Source organism: Pseudomonas sp. NPDC086112 (genome assembly GCF_044746425.1).
In the GTDB taxonomy this organism is placed as follows: domain Bacteria; phylum Pseudomonadota; class Gammaproteobacteria; order Pseudomonadales; family Pseudomonadaceae; genus Aquipseudomonas.
In genome coordinates, this window is sequence record NZ_JBIVCD010000011.1 from 42,944 (window position 1) to 60,547 (window position 17,604).

The window sequence follows — 17,604 nt, forward strand, 5'->3', positions numbered from 1 at the left end:
TCAGTTCCTTGTCGGAGCGCGGAGCTCCTTGTCGATGGCGTCGAGGAACGCCTGAATCACGTCCTCGTTGCGTTTGAAGAAGTGCCATTGACCGGCTTTCTGGCTGCTGATCAGTCCCGCCCGTTGCAAGGTCGCCAAATGGGCGGACACGGTCGACTGCGACAGGCCGCAGCGTTGATCGATCTGTCCGGCGCAAATGCCGTACTCGTGGTTGTGGAGTTGTTCCGGGAACTGGACCTTGGGGTCTTTCAGCCAGATGAGGATGTCTCGGCGTACTGGGTGTGCCAGCGCTTTTATTATTTCGTCGAGGTCGATGGTCATGGTTTGGGCTCGTGATGAGTAAAACGCTATATCGCGATGAGGCGAACTTTAAATCGGTACTTCGCGATATACCAATATGATTTTGGTCTGATGACCGCGTGAATCGGTATATCGGGTTATAACGATATGGATGGCGCAGTGTTAAGCTGCGCGCATGAACTATCTCGCACATCTGCACCTCGGTGGCCAGCGCCCCGGTCAAATGCTCGGCAGTCTGTATGGCGATTTCGTCAAAGGACGGCTGCAAGGGCAGTTCGATCCGGAGATCGAAGCGGCCATTCAGTTGCACCGCAGCATCGACGTGTTTACCGATCGCCATCCGCGGGTGGACATCGCCTTGTCGCGGTTTTCCATCACGCGCCGGCGTTACGCCGGGATTGTGCTCGATGTGTTTTTCGACCACTGCCTGGCGCGGGACTGGACGCTTTACGCAGATCAACCGCTTGAGCAGTTCACCGCGCACGTTTATCGGGTGCTGTCCGCCGAACCGCAGCTGCCGGAGCGCCTGGCGCGGATTGCACCGCACATGGTGGCCAATGATTGGCTGGGTTCATATCAGGAATTCGAAGTGCTTGAGCAGGTATTACGGGGGATTTCGCGCAGGTTGACCCGGCCGGAGGAATTGGCGGGGGCGATGCGGGAGTTGCGGGGGTTGTATGAACCGTTGAGCGAGGATTTCCGGTTGTTCTATCCCGAGTTGCAGGCATTCGCTGCGACACCGCGAATCTAATGTGGGAGCGGGCTTGCTCGCGAAAGCTGCTTCACATTCAACACATGTGCTGACTGTCAAACCGCTTTCGCGAGCAAGCCCGCTCCCACAGGGGATTTGTGTCAGGCCGCGATCGCAGGGCGTAGCGGCTCCTGTTGTGTCTGCGCAATCGCCCCGAACAACGCCTTCTGCACCGCCTGCTGCGCCTCGAACGCCAGCGCCGCACGTTCCCGGTCCTGGCACTCGATCGGTTTGAGCAGATGAATCTCCACCTCACCCCGATCATTGGCGAACAAGCGCATCAGGTGCGAGAGCAAATCATCATCGCCAATGAACGGTGCCAGGGTATCGAGCTCGCCATCGCGCAGATAACGAATCGCCACCGGTTGCAACGCCACTTCGGAATCGATCGCCGCGGACAGCAAGCGGCCATGAAACGTACGCAGCGAGCGGCCATCGGTGGTGGTGCCTTCCGGGAACATCAGCAGTGGATGTTCCTGCTCCAGATGGCGGGTCATCTGTTTGCGGATCAACTGACTGTCACCTGAACCACGGCGAATGAACAAGCTGCCGGCCTTGGCTGCCAACCAGCCCGCCACCGGCCAGGTGCGCACTTCGGCCTTGGACAGGAACGACAGCGGCGTGAGCATGCCCAGCAGCGGAATGTCGGTCCAGGACACGTGATTGCTCACCCAGAGCATTGGCGCCTTTGGTAATTCACCATGGACGGTGACGCGAAAGGGCAGGGCATTGCTCAACCGAGCCATGAAAAACCGCGACCAGCGCTGGCGACGGACCATCGAGTGGGCAATTCCCAGTCGCTCGAACAACCCGAACACACTGGCCATGCTCAAACCCAGCGCCACCACCAAAAGCACTCGCGCAATTCGCGCGTACACCCGCAAGCGGCTCATTACACAGCCGCCTTGAAGTGCTTGGCGTAGCGCGGGCAGAGCTCGTCGCGCTTGAGCAGGATGAACACGTCGGCCACCTGGAAGTCTTCGTCCCAGCACGGCTCGCCGCAGATTTTCGCGCCCAGGCGCATGTAGGCCTTGAGCAGCGGCGGCATTTCGGCGATGACGTTGGACGGAATATCGAGCGTCGGCAATGGCTTCTTCGGCTCGGCTCGCAGGTGTTCGGTGCACAGGTAGCGTTCGCGCAGGCGCTGCATGATCGCGTGGGCCTGGATGCCACCGTCCTGCATTGGAATGCTCGCGCAACCCATCAAATAGCTGTAGCCGCCCTGGTTCAGCACTTCGGCCAGTTCACCCCAAAGCACGGCGATAGTGCCGCCGTTGCGGTAGGCCGGGTCGACGCAGGTGCGACCGATTTCCAGGATCGGGCCTTTCAAATGGACCAGACCGTGCAGGCGGAATTCTTCTTCGCTGTAGAACTTGCCCAGGCTGCTGGCCGCTGTGTGGTCGAGCAAGCGGGTGGTCGCCACCAGGCGCCCGGTGTTCAAGTCACGCACGCCGATGTGGGCGCAGTGAACATCATAGTCATCCATGTCCAGACCCAGCTCCGCGCCTTTCAGCTTGGCGTTGAATTCGCCGCTGAACACGTTGAAGCGCAAGGCCTGGGCTTCCTGCAAGGCCTCGGCGCCCACCAGGCGTTCGGCTTGCAGGCGGCGTTCATTGCCGGTGTCGCTGATGCGGGCGATCTGAGTCATTGTGAGTCTCCGTGCGGGCTGGCCACCCGTCTTGGGTTGCAGCCGATCGACTTTCTTTATGCAGCCGTGTTGTGCAAAGTCAGGCTATGTAGCCCCGGTGTCATCGCCATGAAGCTTTGGTGATGCTTATATGACAGCCCATGAGGAGCCTCTTATGCCCTGGCAAACCCTGTTGAAACGCCGCGATCGCCTGCCCGCCGACCCTGACCTGGGTGAAGGCTTTGCAACCTTGTTGCAACAGTTGGGCGCGGTGTCGCCGTTCGAATTGGCGGTGGCCGGCGGACGGCTGATGGCGACGCCGGGGCTGGCGTTTCTGGTGGGCTATCAGGCGGCGTTGCGCATGCTCTGGCCGAGCGCGCCACTGAGCCTCGGCGCGTTGTGCGCGACCGAACAGCGCAGTTTGCGGGTGGCGGACATGCAGACCCGGCTGCGCGATTTACGTCTGAGCGGGCGCAAGGATTTCGTCACCGCTGGCGATGCCGCCGACTGGCTATTGGTCGCTGCTCGCAGTGAAGAACCCGGCGAAGTGCCGCGCTTGAACCTTGCGGTGGTTTACCCCGGCGAACCGGGTGTGCGTCTGGAAAAGCTCGCGCCCATGCCGCTGATGCCGGACATCAGCCACGGCCGCTTGTTTCTCGACAACGCGCTGTGTGAATTGCTCGCAGGGGATGGCTGGGACGCTTACGTCAAACCGTTCCGAACCCTGGAAGACATCTATGTGCTGAGCGCCATGATTGCGTGGCTGTTTGGCGTTGGCCAAGACAGCGACTGGCCGCAAACCTTGCAACTGCGCTTGCTGGCGCTGCTGGCCGGGTGCGCGGAAGTCAGCCGCCAGGCGCCGAACAATCCGGCCGGGCATGTGTTGCTGGGCGGGTTGTTTGCGCAGTTCGACGGGCTCAAGGCTGAAGTGAATCAGGCCCTGGCCGATGGCCCGCCACAATGGGCGGCGATGTGGCAGCGCGATCAGACCGTGATGGATTTGGCGGCAGGGGCGCGGGGCAAGCGGTTGGCCAAGGCGTTGGCGGGATTGTTGTAAGGCTGAAGGGACCCTTCGCGAGCAAGCCCGCTCCCACAGGGGATTTGTGGTGAGCACAAAATGTGTGAACACCGCAGATCAACTGTGGGAGCGGGCTTGCTCGCGAAGGCGATCTCTTGGACGACGCAAATTCCAAAACTGTCATCAAGCTCGACTAGGCTCTGCAGGTTCATCCCTCCGAGCGCCCCTCATGTTCAAAGGCTTGTCCCTGATTCTCATGCTGCTCAGCCTCACAGCCCAGGCCGAAAACTGGCCGGCCGAGCAATGGTCGCCCGGCCCGAAAGTCACCGGCCCGGCACTTCAGGTTCTGGAAAACTACGCTTTCCCATCCCGCGACGATGCCACTCACCAAGGCATTCGCACCGATGCCTTGCTGGTGATCCGCGACGGCCAACTGATCTACGAACGCTACGCCGGCCCGACCACTGCGCAAACGCCGCACCTGACCTGGTCGATCAGCAAAAGCCTGATGGGCGCGGTGCTCGGTGTGGCCTATGGCGAAGGGCTGTTCAAACTCCAGGATCCGGTGCAGAAATTCTATCCTGCGCTGGAAAAACACTCGGCCATGACCATGGCCGATCTGTTGCACTGGGCCTCGGGCCTGGACTGGCAGGAAGACTACGAATATGCCCCATTGAAGTCCTCGGTGGTGGCCATGCTCTACACCCGTGGACACCGCGACATGGCCGCGTTCACTGTTGAGCACGACGAGTACGCCAAACCCGGTCAGGCATTCCGCTATTCCAGCGGCGACAGCAACCTGCTGTCCGCCGCGCTGAAAACCATCGTCGGCCCGGCCCGTTATCCGGATTATCCATGGACCGCGCTGTTCGAACCCTTGGGGATTCGTAGTGCGGTGTGGGAAGCGGATGCCACGGGCACGTTTGTCGCATCGTCCTACGCCTATCTCACTGCCCGGGACCTGGCGCGGGTCGGCCTGTTGATGGCGCGCGACGGTCGTTGGCGTGAGCAGCAATTGCTGCCCAAGGATTGGGTCGATTTCAGTCGTGAACCTTTCGCCCGCTATCAGGCCAACCAGGATGAAGCGGTGCCCGGCGGTCACTGGTGGCTCAATCGCGCCGTGGATGGCGCGACGCAACCCTGGCCCGACGCCCCTGTCGAAACCTTTGCCGCGCTGGGCCATTGGGGTCAGGCGATGTACGTGATTCCCAGCGAAAACTTGGTGATCGTGCGCTACGGCGATGATCGCGATGGGAGTTATCGGCACAACGAATTGCTCAGACTCGCGCTCAAGGCGTTTGCCATGCAGGTGCAGCCATGAGCCGCCGCAGCTTTATTCGCCGTCGGCCGTTCAGCACGCTGTTGCTGGTGCTGCTGATCGCCTTGCTTGGCTGGGGCTGGCAGGAGCGGGTGACGCTATGGGCTTTCCCGGACATCATCAGCGCCTACACCGCCAAGGAATACTGCTCGTGCCGCTATGTGATGAACAATCCGGCCGAGTATTGCCAGGGCTATGTGAAGCAGTATTTGCCCACCAGCGGGTTCGTCGATGACGCCGCGAACAAGCGCGTGACGGTGGGTGGTATGGGGCGCAGCCATAGCGCTGTTTGGGGTGGTGAACGGCAGGGATGTCGCCTGCAACCGTGAAAGCGGTCAGTTTTTTTGTGGCGAGGGAGCTTGCTCCCGCTCGGCTGCGAAGCAGTCGTAATGCCAGCGGCCGAGGTCTTACTGGAAGAACTCATTGTCTGATTTTGGGAGCGCTTCGCACTCCAGCGGGAGCAAGCTCCCTCGCCACAAAGGTTGGGTCGGAGCAACAGAAAGTTTGCAACCTGCCTCAGGCCAGTTAAGGTTCGCTCAGGTTTATCTGCCCATGAGTCTCTATGTTCAACCGCTTTGTCTGCAAAACCCTCGCCTCCCTGCTGCTGGCCGGTGTCACCGTGTCGGCCCAGGCCAATTGGTACCTGGACGGCGAGTCCTCGCGGCTGTCGTTCATCAGCACTAAAAACGCCAACATCTCCGAAGTGCAGCGCTTTCTGGTGCTGCACGGCAAGGTCGATCCCAAGGGCCTCGCGCAGGTGGAGGTCGAGCTGGAGTCGGTCAACAGCGGCATTCCGTTGCGCGACGAACGCATGCGCAAGGAGCTGTTCGATATCCAGACGTTCCCTGAAGCGCTGATCAGCACGCAAATCGATCTACGGCCGATCAACGACCTGGCGCCCGGTGCGCAACTGGAGTTGCGCTTGCCGCTGACCGTCAACCTGCATGGCAAACAACACCAATACAACGCCGAACTGCTGGCGACCCGTCTCGATGACCGGCGCTTCCAAGTGGTGACTCTTGAACCTTTGGTGATCAACGCTGAAGACTTCGACCTGGCCCCGGGCCTGGAAAGCTTGCGCAAGGTTGCCGGTTTGTCGGCCATCAGTCTGTCGGTGCCGGTGGGTGCGGTGCTGATTTTCACGGCGCGCTGAGATGCGCGGCGCAATTTTCCCGTGGCGCGAAGGCAACCGCTTTGAACTGCTGATCGATGGCCCGCAGTTTTTTCCGCGAATGCTGGTGGCGATTGCCCGTGCCGAAGAACAAGTCGAACTGGAACTGTACCTGGTGGAGGCGGGGGCCTGCGCCGAGGCCATGGTTCAGGCGCTGGTCCAGGCTGCCGAACGCGGCGTGCGGGTGCGCTGCCTGTTCGATGACTACGGCAGCCTGGCCTTTACCCTGACCTTGCGTCAGCGCCTGATGGCCGCCGGTGTTGAGTTGCGTTTCTACAATCGCCTGAGCTGGCGCCGTTGGGTGGGCAACTTTTATCGCGATCACCGCAAGCTGCTTCTGGTGGATCAATGCCTGGCGGTGGTCGGCGGCACCGGGGTCACCGATGAGTTCTGGACCCCGGGCGAAGACACCAGCGAATGGCACGAAGTGATGGTGGAAATCACCGGTCCCTTGGTCATCGACTGGCAGTTGCTGTTCGACCGCCAATGGATCGCCAACCGTTATCGGCGCGCCTGGAAACCCACTGCACACTTCGGTTTGCCGCGCTTGCCGCGAGTGCCAGTCATGGGCGAGGGCATGGGCCGGGTCGCTTATGCCGACGCCCGCCAACACCGCGATATTCTGCAATCACTGACTCGCGCGCTGAACAGTGGCCAGCGCCGAATCTGGCTGGCCACGCCGTATTTCCTGCCGACCTGGAAAGTCCGTCGCTCACTGCGCCGGGCGGCGGCTCGTGGCGTCGATGTACGTCTGCTGCTGACCGGGCCACGCACCGATCATCCGTCGGTGCGCTACGCCGGGCATCGCTACTACCCGCGTCTGCTCCGGGCCGGGGTGAAGATCTTCGAATACCAGCCGTGTTTCCTGCATCTGAAGATGGTGTTGATCGATGACTGGGTGAGCATCGGCTCCTGCAACTTCGATCACTGGAATCTGCGTTTCAATCTGGAAGCCAACCTCGAAGCCCTGGACCCCAAACTGACCCGGGCGGTGGCGGCGAGTTTCGAAAATGACTTTGCCCTGAGCCAGGAAGTCAGCCTCGAAGCATGGAAGCGCCGACCGTTGTGGCGGCGGGTCAAGCAGAGGGTGTGGGGATGGGTGGATCGGCTGGTGGTGAATCTGCTGGATCGGCGGGGCTGAGCCCAATTTTCGCAACACCCTAAACCTAATGTGGGAGCGGGCTTGCTCGCGAAAGCGGTCTGACATTCAGCATCTTCGTTGAATGCTAAGCCGTCTTCGCGAGCAAGCCCGCTCCCACATTTGTTTTGCGGTGTGTCGGGGATTACAGCAACTCAAAGCTCTGCTGCGTCACGTCCTGGGAGTCCAGGCCGATCTGTACGTTGAACTTGCCCGGTTCCGCGGCGTACTTGAGCTGGGCGTTGTAGAACTTCAGGTCGTCCTCGGTGATGGTGAAGTGCACGACTTTCTGTTCGCCGGCCTTGACCATGACTTTCTGGAAGTTCTTCAGTTCCTTGACCGGGCGGATCATCGAACCGGTCACGTCCTGGATGTACAGCTGCACCACGGTTTCGCCGTCACGCTTGCCGGTGTTCTTCACCACGACGCTGGCGTCGAGCTTGCCGGTCTTGTTCAGTGTGGTCGACGACAGGGCCATGTCGGTCAGGCTGAATTGGGTGTAGCTCAGGCCGAAGCCGAACGGGAACAGTGGCCCGGTGGTGTCTTCGAAATACTGCGAGGTGTAGTTGCCCGGTTTGCCCGGAGTGAATGGCCGGCCAATGCTCAGGTGGTTGTAGTAGGTCGGAATCTGACCCACCGAGCGCGGGACGGTGATCGGCAGTTTGCCCGACGGGTTGTAGTCGCCGAACAGCACGTCAGCGATGGCGTTGCCGCCTTCGGTGCCGCTGAACCAGGTTTCCAGAATCGCGTCAGCTTGCTCGTTCTCTTCGAGAATCGACAGCGGACGGCCGTTCATCAATACCAGCACCAGCGGTTTGCCGGTGGCTTTCAAAGCCCTGATCAACTCGCGCTGGTTGGCCGGAATGTTCAGGTCGGTACGGCTTGACGATTCGTGGGACATGCCACGGGATTCGCCCACCGCTGCCACCACCACATCAGCTTGCTTGGCAGCCTTGACCGCTTCATCGATCAACACATTGGCCGAACGCGGATCATCCACCACTTCCGGCGCATCGAAGTTGAGGAAGTTCAGGTAATCGAGGATCTTCTTGTCGCTGGTGATGTTCGCGCCACGGGCGTAGATCAGAGTCGACTGTGCGCCAAGCGCATTGGTCATGCCGTCGAACAACGTCACCGATTGCTCGGGACGGCCAGCAGCAGCCCAACTGCCCATCATGTCGATCGGCGCCTTGGCCAGTGGACCGACCAGCGCGATTTTCGCGGTTTTCTTCAGCGGCAGGGTGTCGCCCTGGTTCTTCAGCAACACCAGGCTGCGACGCGCCACATCACGGGCCTCGGCGCGGTGCAGACGGCTTTCGGCGTAGGTGTCGGCCGGGTCATCCTCGGCCTTGCCGATGCGCAGGTACGGGTCTTTGAACAGGCCCATGTCGTACTTGGCGGCGAGCACTTCACGCACGGCGTTGTCGATGTCTTTCTGTTCGATCTCACCGGCCTTCAACAGCCCTGGCAATTCCTTGCCATAGAGGGTGTCGTTCATGCTCATGTCGATGCCGGCCTTGATCGCCAGCTTCGCGGCTTCGCGCCCGTCAGCGGCGACGCCGTGCTTGATCAGCTCGAAAATCGCGCCGTGGTCGCTGACCGCCAGGCCCTTGAAGCCCCATTCCTTGCGCAGCAGGTCGTTCATCAGCCAGGTGTTGGCGGTGGCCGGCACGCCGTTGATCGAGTTCAGAGCAACCATCACCCCGCCGGCACCGGCGTCGATGGCGGCGCGGTACGGTGGCAGGTAATCCTGGTACATCTTGACCGGGCTCATGTCGACGACGTTGTAGTCGCGACCACCCTCGACCGCGCCGTACAAGGCAAAATGCTTGACGCTGGCCATGATGCTGTCGGCCGCGTTCGCGCCGGTGCCCTGGAACGCCTTGACCATGACGCCGGCGATCCGCGAAACCAGATAGGTATCTTCGCCGAAGCCTTCGGACGTGCGGCCCCAGCGTGGGTCGCGGGAGATGTCGACCATCGGCGCGAAGGTGATGTCGAGGCTGTCAGCCGCCGCTTCCTGGGCGGCGATGCGCCCGGAGCGACCAATGGCGTCCATGTCCCAGCTCGAGGCCAGGGCCAGTGGAATCGGGAAAATGGTGCGGTGGCCGTGAATTACGTCATAGGCGAAGAACATCGGGATCTTCAACCGGCTGCGCATGGCCGCGTCCTGCATCGGGCGGTTTTCTGCGCGGGTGATCGAGTTGAACGTGCCGCCGATATTGCCGGCAGCGATCTCCTTGCGGATCATCTCCCGCGGCATTTCCGGGCCGATGCTGATCAGGCGCAACTGGCCGATCTTTTCATCGAGGGTCATTTGCTTCATCAGGTGGCTGATGAAAGCGTCCTTGTTCTCTATAGGTGCGGGCGTCGTGGCGGCCAATACGGTATGACTGGCCAGGCTGACGAACAGGCCCAGCAAACACAGCTTCTTCATGAATGGTTTTCTCAAAAGCCTAAACGGCAGTGAATACACGCCGGTCAGCCAAAATTTTGGGAGCGACTATTGTTGTTCAGGTGAATGCAGCACACTTATGTGTTAGCGCCGGGGCATCTTTTAGCCCATTGGCTCGTTGCAATCCAGTAGCGGCGCAGATTATGCCCCAAGAGCCGGGTTCAAAGTTCGCAGGTTGTTTCATCAACGGAATGTGCAAGGGAGCATCAACCAGATGAATGTACGACTTCACTATCGGTCGAGCCTGCAGGTTGCAGCCTTGATGTGGCTGACAACACTGCTGACCGGCTGCGGCATCAACAATATCCCGACCCTCGACGAACAAGCCAAGGGCGCCTGGGGCCAGGTGCAGAACCAGTACCAGCGTCGCGCCGACCTGATTCCCAACCTGGTGGAAACCGTCAAGGGTTATGCCCGACATGAGCAAGAAACCCTGACCGCGGTGATCGAAGCCCGCGCCAAGGCCACCTCGATTCAGGTGGATGCCAGCACGCTGGACAATCCGGAAAAGCTAAAACAGTACGAGCAGGCGCAGAATCAGCTGACTGGCGCCCTGAGTCGGTTGATGGTGGTGTCCGAACGCTACCCGGACCTCAAGGCCAACCAGAACTTCCTGGCGCTGCAATCGCAACTTGAAGGCACCGAGAACCGCATCGCCGTGGCGCGTCGCGACTTCATCCTGGCGGTGCAGAAATACAATACCGAGATCCGCACCTTTCCCGGTCGCCTGTGGCACACCGTGTTGTATAGCGATCTGCCGATCCGCGAAACCTTCGAGGCTACCAGCCCCGATGCCGAGAAAGCGCCTGAAGTGAAGTTCCAGTAAGCGCCGGAACGGGCTTGAAGCGTCACCAAGGATGAGGTTGCCAATGCGCGTGTTGAAAGTGGGCCTGGTGCTGGTGTTCTGGGTGTTTACCCTGACGGCCCAGGCCGAGTTGAAGTTCCCGGAATTGACCGGGCGGGTGGTGGACAACGCCCAGATGATCGAGCCTGCGGTGCGCGAGCAGCTGACGCAACAGCTCAACGCCCACGAAAAAACCACCGGCGAGCAGTTGGTGGTGGTCACGTTGCCGGACTTGCAGGGCGCCGACATCGCGGATTTCGGTTATCAGCTGGGACGCTATTGGGGCATCGGCCAGAAGGACAAGAACAACGGCGCGCTGCTGATCGTCGCGCGTGACGAGCGCAAGTTGCGGATCGAAGTCGGTTATGGCCTGGAAGGGCGCCTGACCGATGCGCAGAGTTCGGTGATCATCCATCAGGTGATCACGCCCGCGTTCAAGGCCGGCAACTTCAGCAAAGGCATCAGCGACGGGGTCGCGGCGATGCTGGTGGTGCTGGGCGGCAATCCACTGGACGAGCCGTCGACAGTGTTTGAACCGCGTGGTGATCAGGAGAGTGATTCCGTTGAACGGCCGCCGGGGTTGTTCGTGTTCCTGGTGTTGCTGTTCATCCTGACGATCTTCATCGGCCAGATGTTCGGTATTCTGCCAAGCGGAGGAGGCCGTGGCGGCTCGGGAGGCGGTTTCGGCGGCGGAGGTTTCGGCGGCGGTGGCGGCGGGGGCTTCAGCGGCGGCGGGGGCAGTTTCGGGGGCGGCGGTTCGTCGGGCGGCTGGTGATAACACTGCAGGTAAAAACAACAATAGCGAGCAGGCATTCATAAACATGGCATTACTGACTGAACACGAACAACGCAAAGTCGCCGAGGCGATTGCCCGGGTCGAGCGCGATACCGATGCCGAACTGGTGACGGTGCTTGCGGCCCGCGCCGACGATTACGCGTATATCCCGCTGCTCTGGGCCAGTCTGCTGGCGCTGGTGGTGCCGGGTATCGTGCATTACCTGACGGGCTGGCTGACCATGCACAGCCTGTTGCTGGTGCAATGGTTCAGTTTCATCGTGTTGTGCCTGGTGTTCCGGATTCCGAAAGTCACCACGCGCCTGATCCCGCGCTCGGTGCGTCACTGGCGGGCGTCGAACCTGGCGCGTCGGCAGTTCCTTGAGCAAAACCTGCACCATACCGTCGGCAGCACCGGCATGCTGATTTTCGTCTCCGAGGCCGAGCGCTATGTGGAGATTCTGGTGGATGAAGGTATTTCCAAACGGCTGGACAACAAAAACTGGGACGCGATTGTGGCGGCGTTTACGCAACAGGTGAAACAGGGGCAGACGTTGCAGGGGTTTGTGACATGCATCGAGGCATGCGGCGAGTTGCTCAAGGTGCATGTGCCGGTGACCCATGTGCGCAATGAGTTGCCGAATCGGTTGGTGGTGTTGAGCTGACAACCAGCATTTTGGCTGCGACTCATTCCTTGTAGCAGCTGGCGCAGCCTGCGTTCGGCTGCGAAGCAGTCGTAAATTTGCTTGGCACGGTCTATCTGATACACCGCGTATTTTGATTTTATGACTGCTGCGCAGCCGAACGCAGGCTGCGCCAGCTGCTACGGATCGCACCGTTCGGCAAATAACTGCGTGTCCCGAACGGCCATCCCCCCTAAAATACCCACCATTCCCCGATCCGCACCGCCCGAGGCCGTTTTTTCCCATGTCTGTCACCGCCACTCCCGCCAGCCTCGCGCCGGATCATCACGCCCAGTTCATCGACTTGCTGCAAACCAGCCTCGACCAGAACGCCTTCATCAAACTGGTGCTGGCCAAATACGTCGGTGGCGAAGCGGACTTGCAGCGGCTGATCATCAAGCAACTGACGGTCAAGGATCAGCCGTGCCTGTCCTTCGTCTACCGCTACAAAACCCGCGACATCACCAAGAACCTGCCAATTGCCGAGGGCGTGGCGACCATTGCTGCGCTGTTGCCCGCATCGTTCAAGAATGCGCATTTACTGTCATTGACTGACGAAGCCCAGCTCGAATACAGCAAAAAGGGCAAATCTTCGCTGTTCAAGAGCAAACCTCAGCAATTGCGCGAAGTGCCGTCCGCCGAGCACAACCGCGAGAAGAACCGTTTCCTCGACCTGAGCCGGCCGTTTCTCAAAGACCTCGGCGTGACCAACGCGCAGCATGAGCTGATCCCGGCGATGTCGCGCAAGTGGAAGCAGATCAACAAGTTCATCGAAGTCTTCAGCCATGCGCTGACCTCGTCGCCGCTGGCGCTGGACAAACCCGTGCGGGTGGCGGATTTCGGTTCGGGCAAGGGCTACCTGACGTTCGCGATCCACGACTACCTGCGCAACACGTTGAAGGCCGAGGGCGAGGTGACCGGCGTCGAGCTGCGCGAAGACATGGTCAACCTGTGCAACAGCGCGGCGGCGAAGCTGGAGCATCCGGGGCTGGTGTTCAAATGCGGTGACGTGCGCAGCGTCGCGCCGAGCGAGCTGGACGTGATGATCGCGTTGCATGCCTGCGACATCGCCACCGACTATGCGATTCACACCGGTATTCGTTCCGGCGCTTCGATCATCATGTGCTCACCGTGCTGCCACAAGCAGATCCGCCTGCAGATCCAGAGCCCGACGCTGCTCAAGCCGATGTTGCAATACGGCCTGCACCTGGGCCAGCAGGCGGAAATGGTCACCGACAGTTTGCGTGCACTGTTCCTGGAAGCCTGCGGTTATGAGACCAAGGTTTTTGAGTTCATTTCACTGGACCACACCAACAAGAACAAGATGATCCTGGCGGTCAAACGCGCTGAACCGGTGGACCCGGCTCAGCTGTTGGTGAAGATCCAGGAACTGAAGGATTTCTACCACATCAGCGAACATTGCCTGGAAACCCTGCTGCGGGCTGATGGTTACCTCTGATCGCTGCTATGGGACGGCAGTTGCGGGATGACGGTCGCCGCTAATTCTGTAGGAGCCAGGCTTGCCGGCGAAGGCGATTGCGAGGACGCCTTCGCCGGTAAGCCTGGCTCCTACAGGGTTAGGCCGTGGCAACACGCGCGGGTTGCACCGCCGTCTTGCGCCCCAACATCACCGTCACGATCACCCCGGCGGCAAACAGCCAGGTAATCGGCTCGACGTGTTCACCGAAGAACAGCGCCGAAAACGCGATGGTGAAGAAGATCTGCAGCAACTGGATCTGACTGACCCGGGCAATGCCGCCCATGGCCAGGCCGGCGTACCAGGCAAAGAACCCGATGAACTGCGAAAACAGCGAGACGTAACCAAACGCCCACCAGGTTTTGGCTGAGATCTCGCCCTGATGTTGCAGCGCCAGATACACCACCGGCCCGATCAGCAGCGGCGTCGACAGCACCAGCGCCCAGCAGATCACCTGCCAGCCACCCATCTCCCTGGCCAACCGGCCGCCTTCGGCATAACCCAACCCACCCACGGCAATCGCGCCGAGCATCAGCAAATCACCGGCCTGAATACTGCCCGCGCCGCTGATCAGCGCATAACCGAGCACCAACGCACTGCCCAACGCGGCGCAGGCCCAGAAGGCTTTCGACGGACGTTCATGGGACAGCCACGCGGCATACAGCGCCACGCACAGCGGTTGCAGGCCGTTGACCAGTGCCCCATGGGAGGCGGGCAAGGTCTGCATGGCCCAGGCCGACAGCACCGGGAAACCAAGGATGACCCCCGCGATCACCAGCGTCAGGCCTTTGACTTGTTTCCAGGTGGGCCACTTCTCCCGGTGCCACAGCAATAACAGCGCTGCCGGAATCGCCGCGAACAACGCACGGCCCAGGCCGTTGAGCAGCGGATGAAGTTCCTGCACGACGATCCGGGTGAAGGGCAGGGTCAGGCTGAAGATAACGACGCCGAGCAGGCCGAGGGCCATGCCGGTGTTTTCGCGCGAGGACATGATGGCAACCAGAATTAAGAATGGCGGGGAAGTTTCTTTATCTAGCCATAAACCGCAGGCGCTGCTCTGTTACAGATAGGCGCAGAGTTATCCGTACAGTTTGCGGACGCCTTCGCGGGCAAGCCTCGCTCCTACAGGTTTTGCATCGGCCGCAAGAACGGCACAAGACCTGTAGGAGCGAGGCTTGCCCGCGAAGAACGATAACGCGGTCCATCAGGTAGTAACTGGTTATTACCCACCCCGCTGGATAAGGACTACCTTGAATACTCCTGCATGCCCACGCATTTTCCAGAGGAGTCCTCCCCATGGCGGCTAAAAAAATTCTGATGCTGGTCGGCGATTACGTCGAAGACTACGAAGTGATGGTGCCCTTCCAGGCGCTGCTGATGGTCGGCCACACGGTACACGCCGTTTGCCCGGACAAAACAGCCGGCCAGACCGTGCGCACGGCAATTCATGACTTCGAAGGCGACCAGACCTACAGCGAAAAACCCGGTCACCTGTTTGCCCTGAACTTCGATTTCGCCAAGGTAGATGCAGCGAACTACGACGCGCTGCTGGTGCCGGGCGGTCGTGCGCCGGAGTACCTGCGCCTGAACGAAAAAGTCCTGGACCTGGTGCGAGCGTTCGACAAGGCTGGCAAACCGATCGCCGCCGTGTGTCACGGTGCGCAACTGTTGGCCGCGGCAGGCATTCTTGAAGGCCGCGAGTGCAGCGCCTACCCGGCGTGCGCCCCGGAAGTACGCCTGGCTGGCGGCACGTTCATCGATATCCCGGTGACGCAAGGTCACGTTCAAGGCAATCTGGCCACTGCACCGGCCTGGCCGGCGCACCCGAGCTGGCTGGCCGGTTTCCTTGGGTTGCTGGGCACCAAAATCACGCTGTAACGAGGGACGTTTCCATGTGCGAGCTCTACGTCAAGGCCGATCCGATTCTCTACGAGTCGCGCTCCCGCTCGCTGCGCATCTGCGGGGTGGTGACCACCCTGCGGTTGGAGAATCAGTTCTGGGACATCCTCAGCGAAATCGCCGAGGTCGACGGCATGACCACCAATCAGTTGATCGCCAAGCTGTATGAAGAGGTGATGGACTACCGCGGCGAAGTGGTGAATTTCGCCTCGTTCTTGCGGGTTAGCTGCATGCGCTACTTGAGCCAGCGACGGGTGCAGACACCTGAGTTGTCGGTGGTACGGGCTGCGGTGAAATAGAGCGGTTTGTGTCGATTTTGAGGACGCCTTCGCGGGCAAGCCTCGCTCCCACAGGTTTCGGTTGACCGCGAATTTTTGCGTCCGACCCAAAACCTGTAGGAGCGAGGCTTGCCCGCGAAGGGGCCGGTACAGGCGACAGAAATCCTGACTTGGTCTTTACTCTGAAGCGCGAAACCTCTCAATCGCCAAGGAGTAGAAGCATGTCTGGATGGTACGAAGTGAGCAAAACCGTCAACGGTCAATTCAAGTTTGTATTGAAAGCGGCCAATGCCGAAACCATTCTGACCAGTGAGCTGTACACCACGCGCGGCGCGGCCGATGGCGGTATCGCCTCGGTTCAGGCCAACAGTCCACTGGACGAACGCTACGAGAAAAAAACCACCAAGGACGGTCACCCTTATTTCAACCTGAAGGCCGGTAATCACGAGATCATCGGCAGCAGCGAGTCCTACTCATCCGATACCGCGAGGGATAAAGGCATCGCCAGCGTCAAGGCCAACGGCCCGACCACGGTGATCAAGGACAAGACCTTGCCGGTGCTCTAAACACACCGCTTGATAAGTCCAATACACATCCAGTGTGGGAGCGGGTTTGCTCGCGAAAGCGGTCTGACATTCAGCATCTTCGTTGAATGTTCAGCCCCCTTCGCGAGCAAGCCCGCTCCCACATAGGTTTGGCAGCGTTCACAAATCCCTGTGGGAGCGGGCTTGCCCGCGAAGAGGCCGGCCCCGCGGCGCCGCTAAACTTCGACCGGTACAGTCAGCTTCGGACTACCAAGCGCGTGCGTCTTCGAATCAAAAAACCGCAGCTCCACTCCCGTCCCTTCAAACACCTTCGTGTAATGCCGCTTCTGATGCTGGATGAACGCCTTGCTGCGCGGGTAAATCGAGATCGCCGCTGTCTTCGGCTTCGCCTGACGCAATGCATGAATGATGTGACTGTCCTGCTCGCCAAGGGCATGCCCGAAGATGCACAGCCCATCGCCATGGCCCAGTAACTGGTCGTAGCAAAACGACAGGTAATCGGAGCTGCGAATGGTCTTGAGCTTGTCCTGGGTCGGACCTTCGTTGACGAACAGCGGCACATCGTCGAGGGTCTTGATCGTATTGTTGATGGCGAAACTGCCCAGCAACGTACCTTCGGTCGACATCAATTTACGCGCGGTGCCGTCCTGATTGCGCACCAGATGCAGGCCGCCGTGCAGGTACAACAGCCGGGTTTTGTCGGTCGTGGTGAGGCTCAGGTCAAAACGCGGCTCGGTGCCCTGGAACAGATCGGTAATAGTCTCAGGCCGGTGCTGGATCGCCCAGTAGTTGAGCAAATCGTAATTGGTGGTGAACACCGTTCGATAGCTGCCCAACTCTTGATTGATCGTCGCCAGCGTCGAGGGCACCACCAACCGCCAAGGGATGTGCACCGCATGCACGGTATTGATCAGCGCTTCCTTGATCGCGTAATAACGATTGCGCGGTGCCGCTGAGCTGACGGCCAAGGCCTTGTTGACCCGGCTGGTGGTTTTCAGCGCCCCAAGCACCTGTTCGAAACTGCGCGTCTGCATCGCCTCGAACACGCTCAATTCGGATTGGCTCAGAGGCTTTTCTTCGACGGTGCGGGCGTTTTCGAACAGCGAGTCGTAGCCGAAGTCGTCCCATACCGCACGACTGGCACCGTTACCCACCAGCAGGCCGCCGAAAGAGGCGGTGGTGCGCAAGGCGTTCCAGTCTTCAAGTTGGGCATCGACATCCTGGAAATCGGTCATTGCGTTCGTTGTCTCAAAGCAAAAGGTCTGATGGACGGCGACTTTATCACGACCCGGACTTGAGCCAGATCAAGTTACCGCACGACTAATG

General features: G+C 60.2%; 19 protein-coding genes. 13 read left to right on the forward strand and 6 right to left on the reverse strand.

All coding sequences use genetic code 11. The features are described 5' to 3' along the window. Nucleotides 1–321, reverse strand: a complete 321-nt coding sequence (locus ACIPLA_RS10490) for a helix-turn-helix transcriptional regulator (RefSeq protein WP_007903797.1) — start codon at nt 319–321, stop codon at nt 1–3. 154 nt (nt 322–475) lie between these two features. On the opposite strand from ACIPLA_RS10490, the gene ACIPLA_RS10495 reads away from it, so the two are divergent. After that, the gene (locus tag ACIPLA_RS10495; protein WP_401173080.1) at nt 476–1,051 is read left to right on the forward strand and encodes an ACP phosphodiesterase; all 576 of its coding nucleotides are present in this window, start codon (nt 476–478) and stop codon (nt 1,049–1,051) included. Between the two features lie 101 nt (nt 1,052–1,152). Here ACIPLA_RS10495 and ACIPLA_RS10500 read toward each other — a convergent pair whose 3' ends face one another. Both ACIPLA_RS10500 and olsB read right to left on the reverse strand, forming a co-directional pair. Beyond that, nucleotides 1,153–1,944: a lysophospholipid acyltransferase family protein gene (locus tag ACIPLA_RS10500; RefSeq protein ID WP_401173081.1), complete on the reverse strand. Its 792-nt coding sequence runs from the start codon at nt 1,942–1,944 to the stop codon at nt 1,153–1,155. Further along, nucleotides 1,944–2,699: an L-ornithine N(alpha)-acyltransferase gene (olsB, locus tag ACIPLA_RS10505; RefSeq protein WP_218398268.1), complete on the reverse strand. Its 756-nt coding sequence runs from the start codon at nt 2,697–2,699 to the stop codon at nt 1,944–1,946. Before olsB ends, ACIPLA_RS10500 begins: the two co-directional genes overlap by 1 nt. A gap of 154 nt (nt 2,700–2,853) precedes the next feature. Here olsB and ACIPLA_RS10510 point away from each other — a divergent pair, with 154 nt between their 5' ends. The 5 genes from ACIPLA_RS10510 to ACIPLA_RS10530 all read left to right on the forward strand — a co-directional run bounded on the left by ACIPLA_RS10510 (nt 2,854) and on the right by ACIPLA_RS10530 (nt 7,326). Next, on the forward strand, nt 2,854–3,735 hold the full coding sequence (locus ACIPLA_RS10510; protein ID WP_218398266.1) for an acyl-CoA dehydrogenase family protein: 882 nt from the start codon (nt 2,854–2,856) through the stop codon (nt 3,733–3,735). A 190-nt stretch (nt 3,736–3,925) separates the two neighbouring features. Further along, nucleotides 3,926–5,017 carry a serine hydrolase domain-containing protein gene (locus tag ACIPLA_RS10515; RefSeq protein WP_401173082.1) on the forward strand — a complete coding sequence of 364 codons (1,092 nt, stop codon included), beginning with the start codon at nt 3,926–3,928 and terminating at the stop codon, nt 5,015–5,017. Beyond that, nucleotides 5,014–5,343: an amidase gene (locus tag ACIPLA_RS10520; protein ID WP_401173083.1), complete on the forward strand. Its 330-nt coding sequence runs from the start codon at nt 5,014–5,016 to the stop codon at nt 5,341–5,343. The genes ACIPLA_RS10515 and ACIPLA_RS10520 overlap by 4 nt, the downstream gene beginning before the upstream one ends. A gap of 233 nt (nt 5,344–5,576) precedes the next feature. Next, nucleotides 5,577–6,167 (forward strand): YceI family protein, encoded by a 591-nt coding sequence (locus tag ACIPLA_RS10525; RefSeq protein ID WP_008074532.1) that lies wholly within the window; start codon nt 5,577–5,579, stop codon nt 6,165–6,167. Nucleotide 6,168: 1 nt separating this feature from the next. After that, the gene (locus ACIPLA_RS10530) at nt 6,169–7,326 is read left to right on the forward strand and encodes a phosphatidylserine/phosphatidylglycerophosphate/cardiolipin synthase family protein (protein ID WP_401173084.1); all 1,158 of its coding nucleotides are present in this window, start codon (nt 6,169–6,171) and stop codon (nt 7,324–7,326) included. 142 nt (nt 7,327–7,468) lie between these two features. Here the strand turns inward: ACIPLA_RS10530 and bglX are convergent, their stop codons facing one another. After that, nucleotides 7,469–9,760, reverse strand: a complete 2,292-nt coding sequence (gene bglX, locus ACIPLA_RS10535; protein WP_401173085.1) for a beta-glucosidase BglX — start codon at nt 9,758–9,760, stop codon at nt 7,469–7,471. 232 nt (nt 9,761–9,992) lie between these two features. Here bglX and ACIPLA_RS10540 point away from each other — a divergent pair, with 232 nt between their 5' ends. The 4 genes from ACIPLA_RS10540 to ACIPLA_RS10555 all read left to right on the forward strand — a co-directional run bounded on the left by ACIPLA_RS10540 (nt 9,993) and on the right by ACIPLA_RS10555 (nt 13,538). Next, nucleotides 9,993–10,604: a LemA family protein gene (locus ACIPLA_RS10540; protein ID WP_218398256.1), complete on the forward strand. Its 612-nt coding sequence runs from the start codon at nt 9,993–9,995 to the stop codon at nt 10,602–10,604. Between the two features lie 43 nt (nt 10,605–10,647). Continuing rightward, the gene (locus ACIPLA_RS10545) at nt 10,648–11,397 is read left to right on the forward strand and encodes a YgcG family protein (protein ID WP_218398254.1); all 750 of its coding nucleotides are present in this window, start codon (nt 10,648–10,650) and stop codon (nt 11,395–11,397) included. 46 nt (nt 11,398–11,443) lie between these two features. After that, nucleotides 11,444–12,061 carry a TPM domain-containing protein gene (locus ACIPLA_RS10550; RefSeq protein ID WP_218398252.1) on the forward strand — a complete coding sequence of 206 codons (618 nt, stop codon included), beginning with the start codon at nt 11,444–11,446 and terminating at the stop codon, nt 12,059–12,061. A gap of 262 nt (nt 12,062–12,323) precedes the next feature. Beyond that, on the forward strand, nt 12,324–13,538 hold the full coding sequence (locus ACIPLA_RS10555) for an SAM-dependent methyltransferase (protein ID WP_218398250.1): 1,215 nt from the start codon (nt 12,324–12,326) through the stop codon (nt 13,536–13,538). Nucleotides 13,539–13,656: 118 nt separating this feature from the next. On the opposite strand, the gene ACIPLA_RS10560 is transcribed toward ACIPLA_RS10555, so the two are convergent. Continuing rightward, a complete protein-coding gene (locus ACIPLA_RS10560) occupies nt 13,657–14,547 on the reverse strand; it encodes a DMT family transporter (protein WP_123499372.1) in 891 nt (296 codons plus the stop codon). Nucleotides 14,548–14,852: 305 nt separating this feature from the next. On the opposite strand from ACIPLA_RS10560, the gene ACIPLA_RS10565 reads away from it, so the two are divergent. The 3 genes from ACIPLA_RS10565 to ACIPLA_RS10575 all read left to right on the forward strand — a co-directional run bounded on the left by ACIPLA_RS10565 (nt 14,853) and on the right by ACIPLA_RS10575 (nt 16,299). Continuing rightward, entirely contained in the window at nt 14,853–15,434 is a 582-nt protein-coding gene (locus ACIPLA_RS10565) for a DJ-1/PfpI family protein (RefSeq protein WP_401173086.1), read from the forward strand. 14 nt (nt 15,435–15,448) lie between these two features. After that, complete coding sequence (locus tag ACIPLA_RS10570; RefSeq protein ID WP_007903755.1) at nt 15,449–15,754, forward strand: ribbon-helix-helix domain-containing protein; 306 nt, start codon at nt 15,449–15,451, stop codon at nt 15,752–15,754. A gap of 200 nt (nt 15,755–15,954) precedes the next feature. Beyond that, a complete protein-coding gene (locus ACIPLA_RS10575; protein WP_218398247.1) occupies nt 15,955–16,299 on the forward strand; it encodes a YegP family protein in 345 nt (114 codons plus the stop codon). A 194-nt stretch (nt 16,300–16,493) separates the two neighbouring features. On the opposite strand, the gene ACIPLA_RS10580 is transcribed toward ACIPLA_RS10575, so the two are convergent. Further along, entirely contained in the window at nt 16,494–17,513 is a 1,020-nt protein-coding gene (locus tag ACIPLA_RS10580; protein ID WP_401173087.1) for a DUF4917 family protein, read from the reverse strand. Nucleotides 17,514–17,604 lie beyond the last annotated feature (91 nt).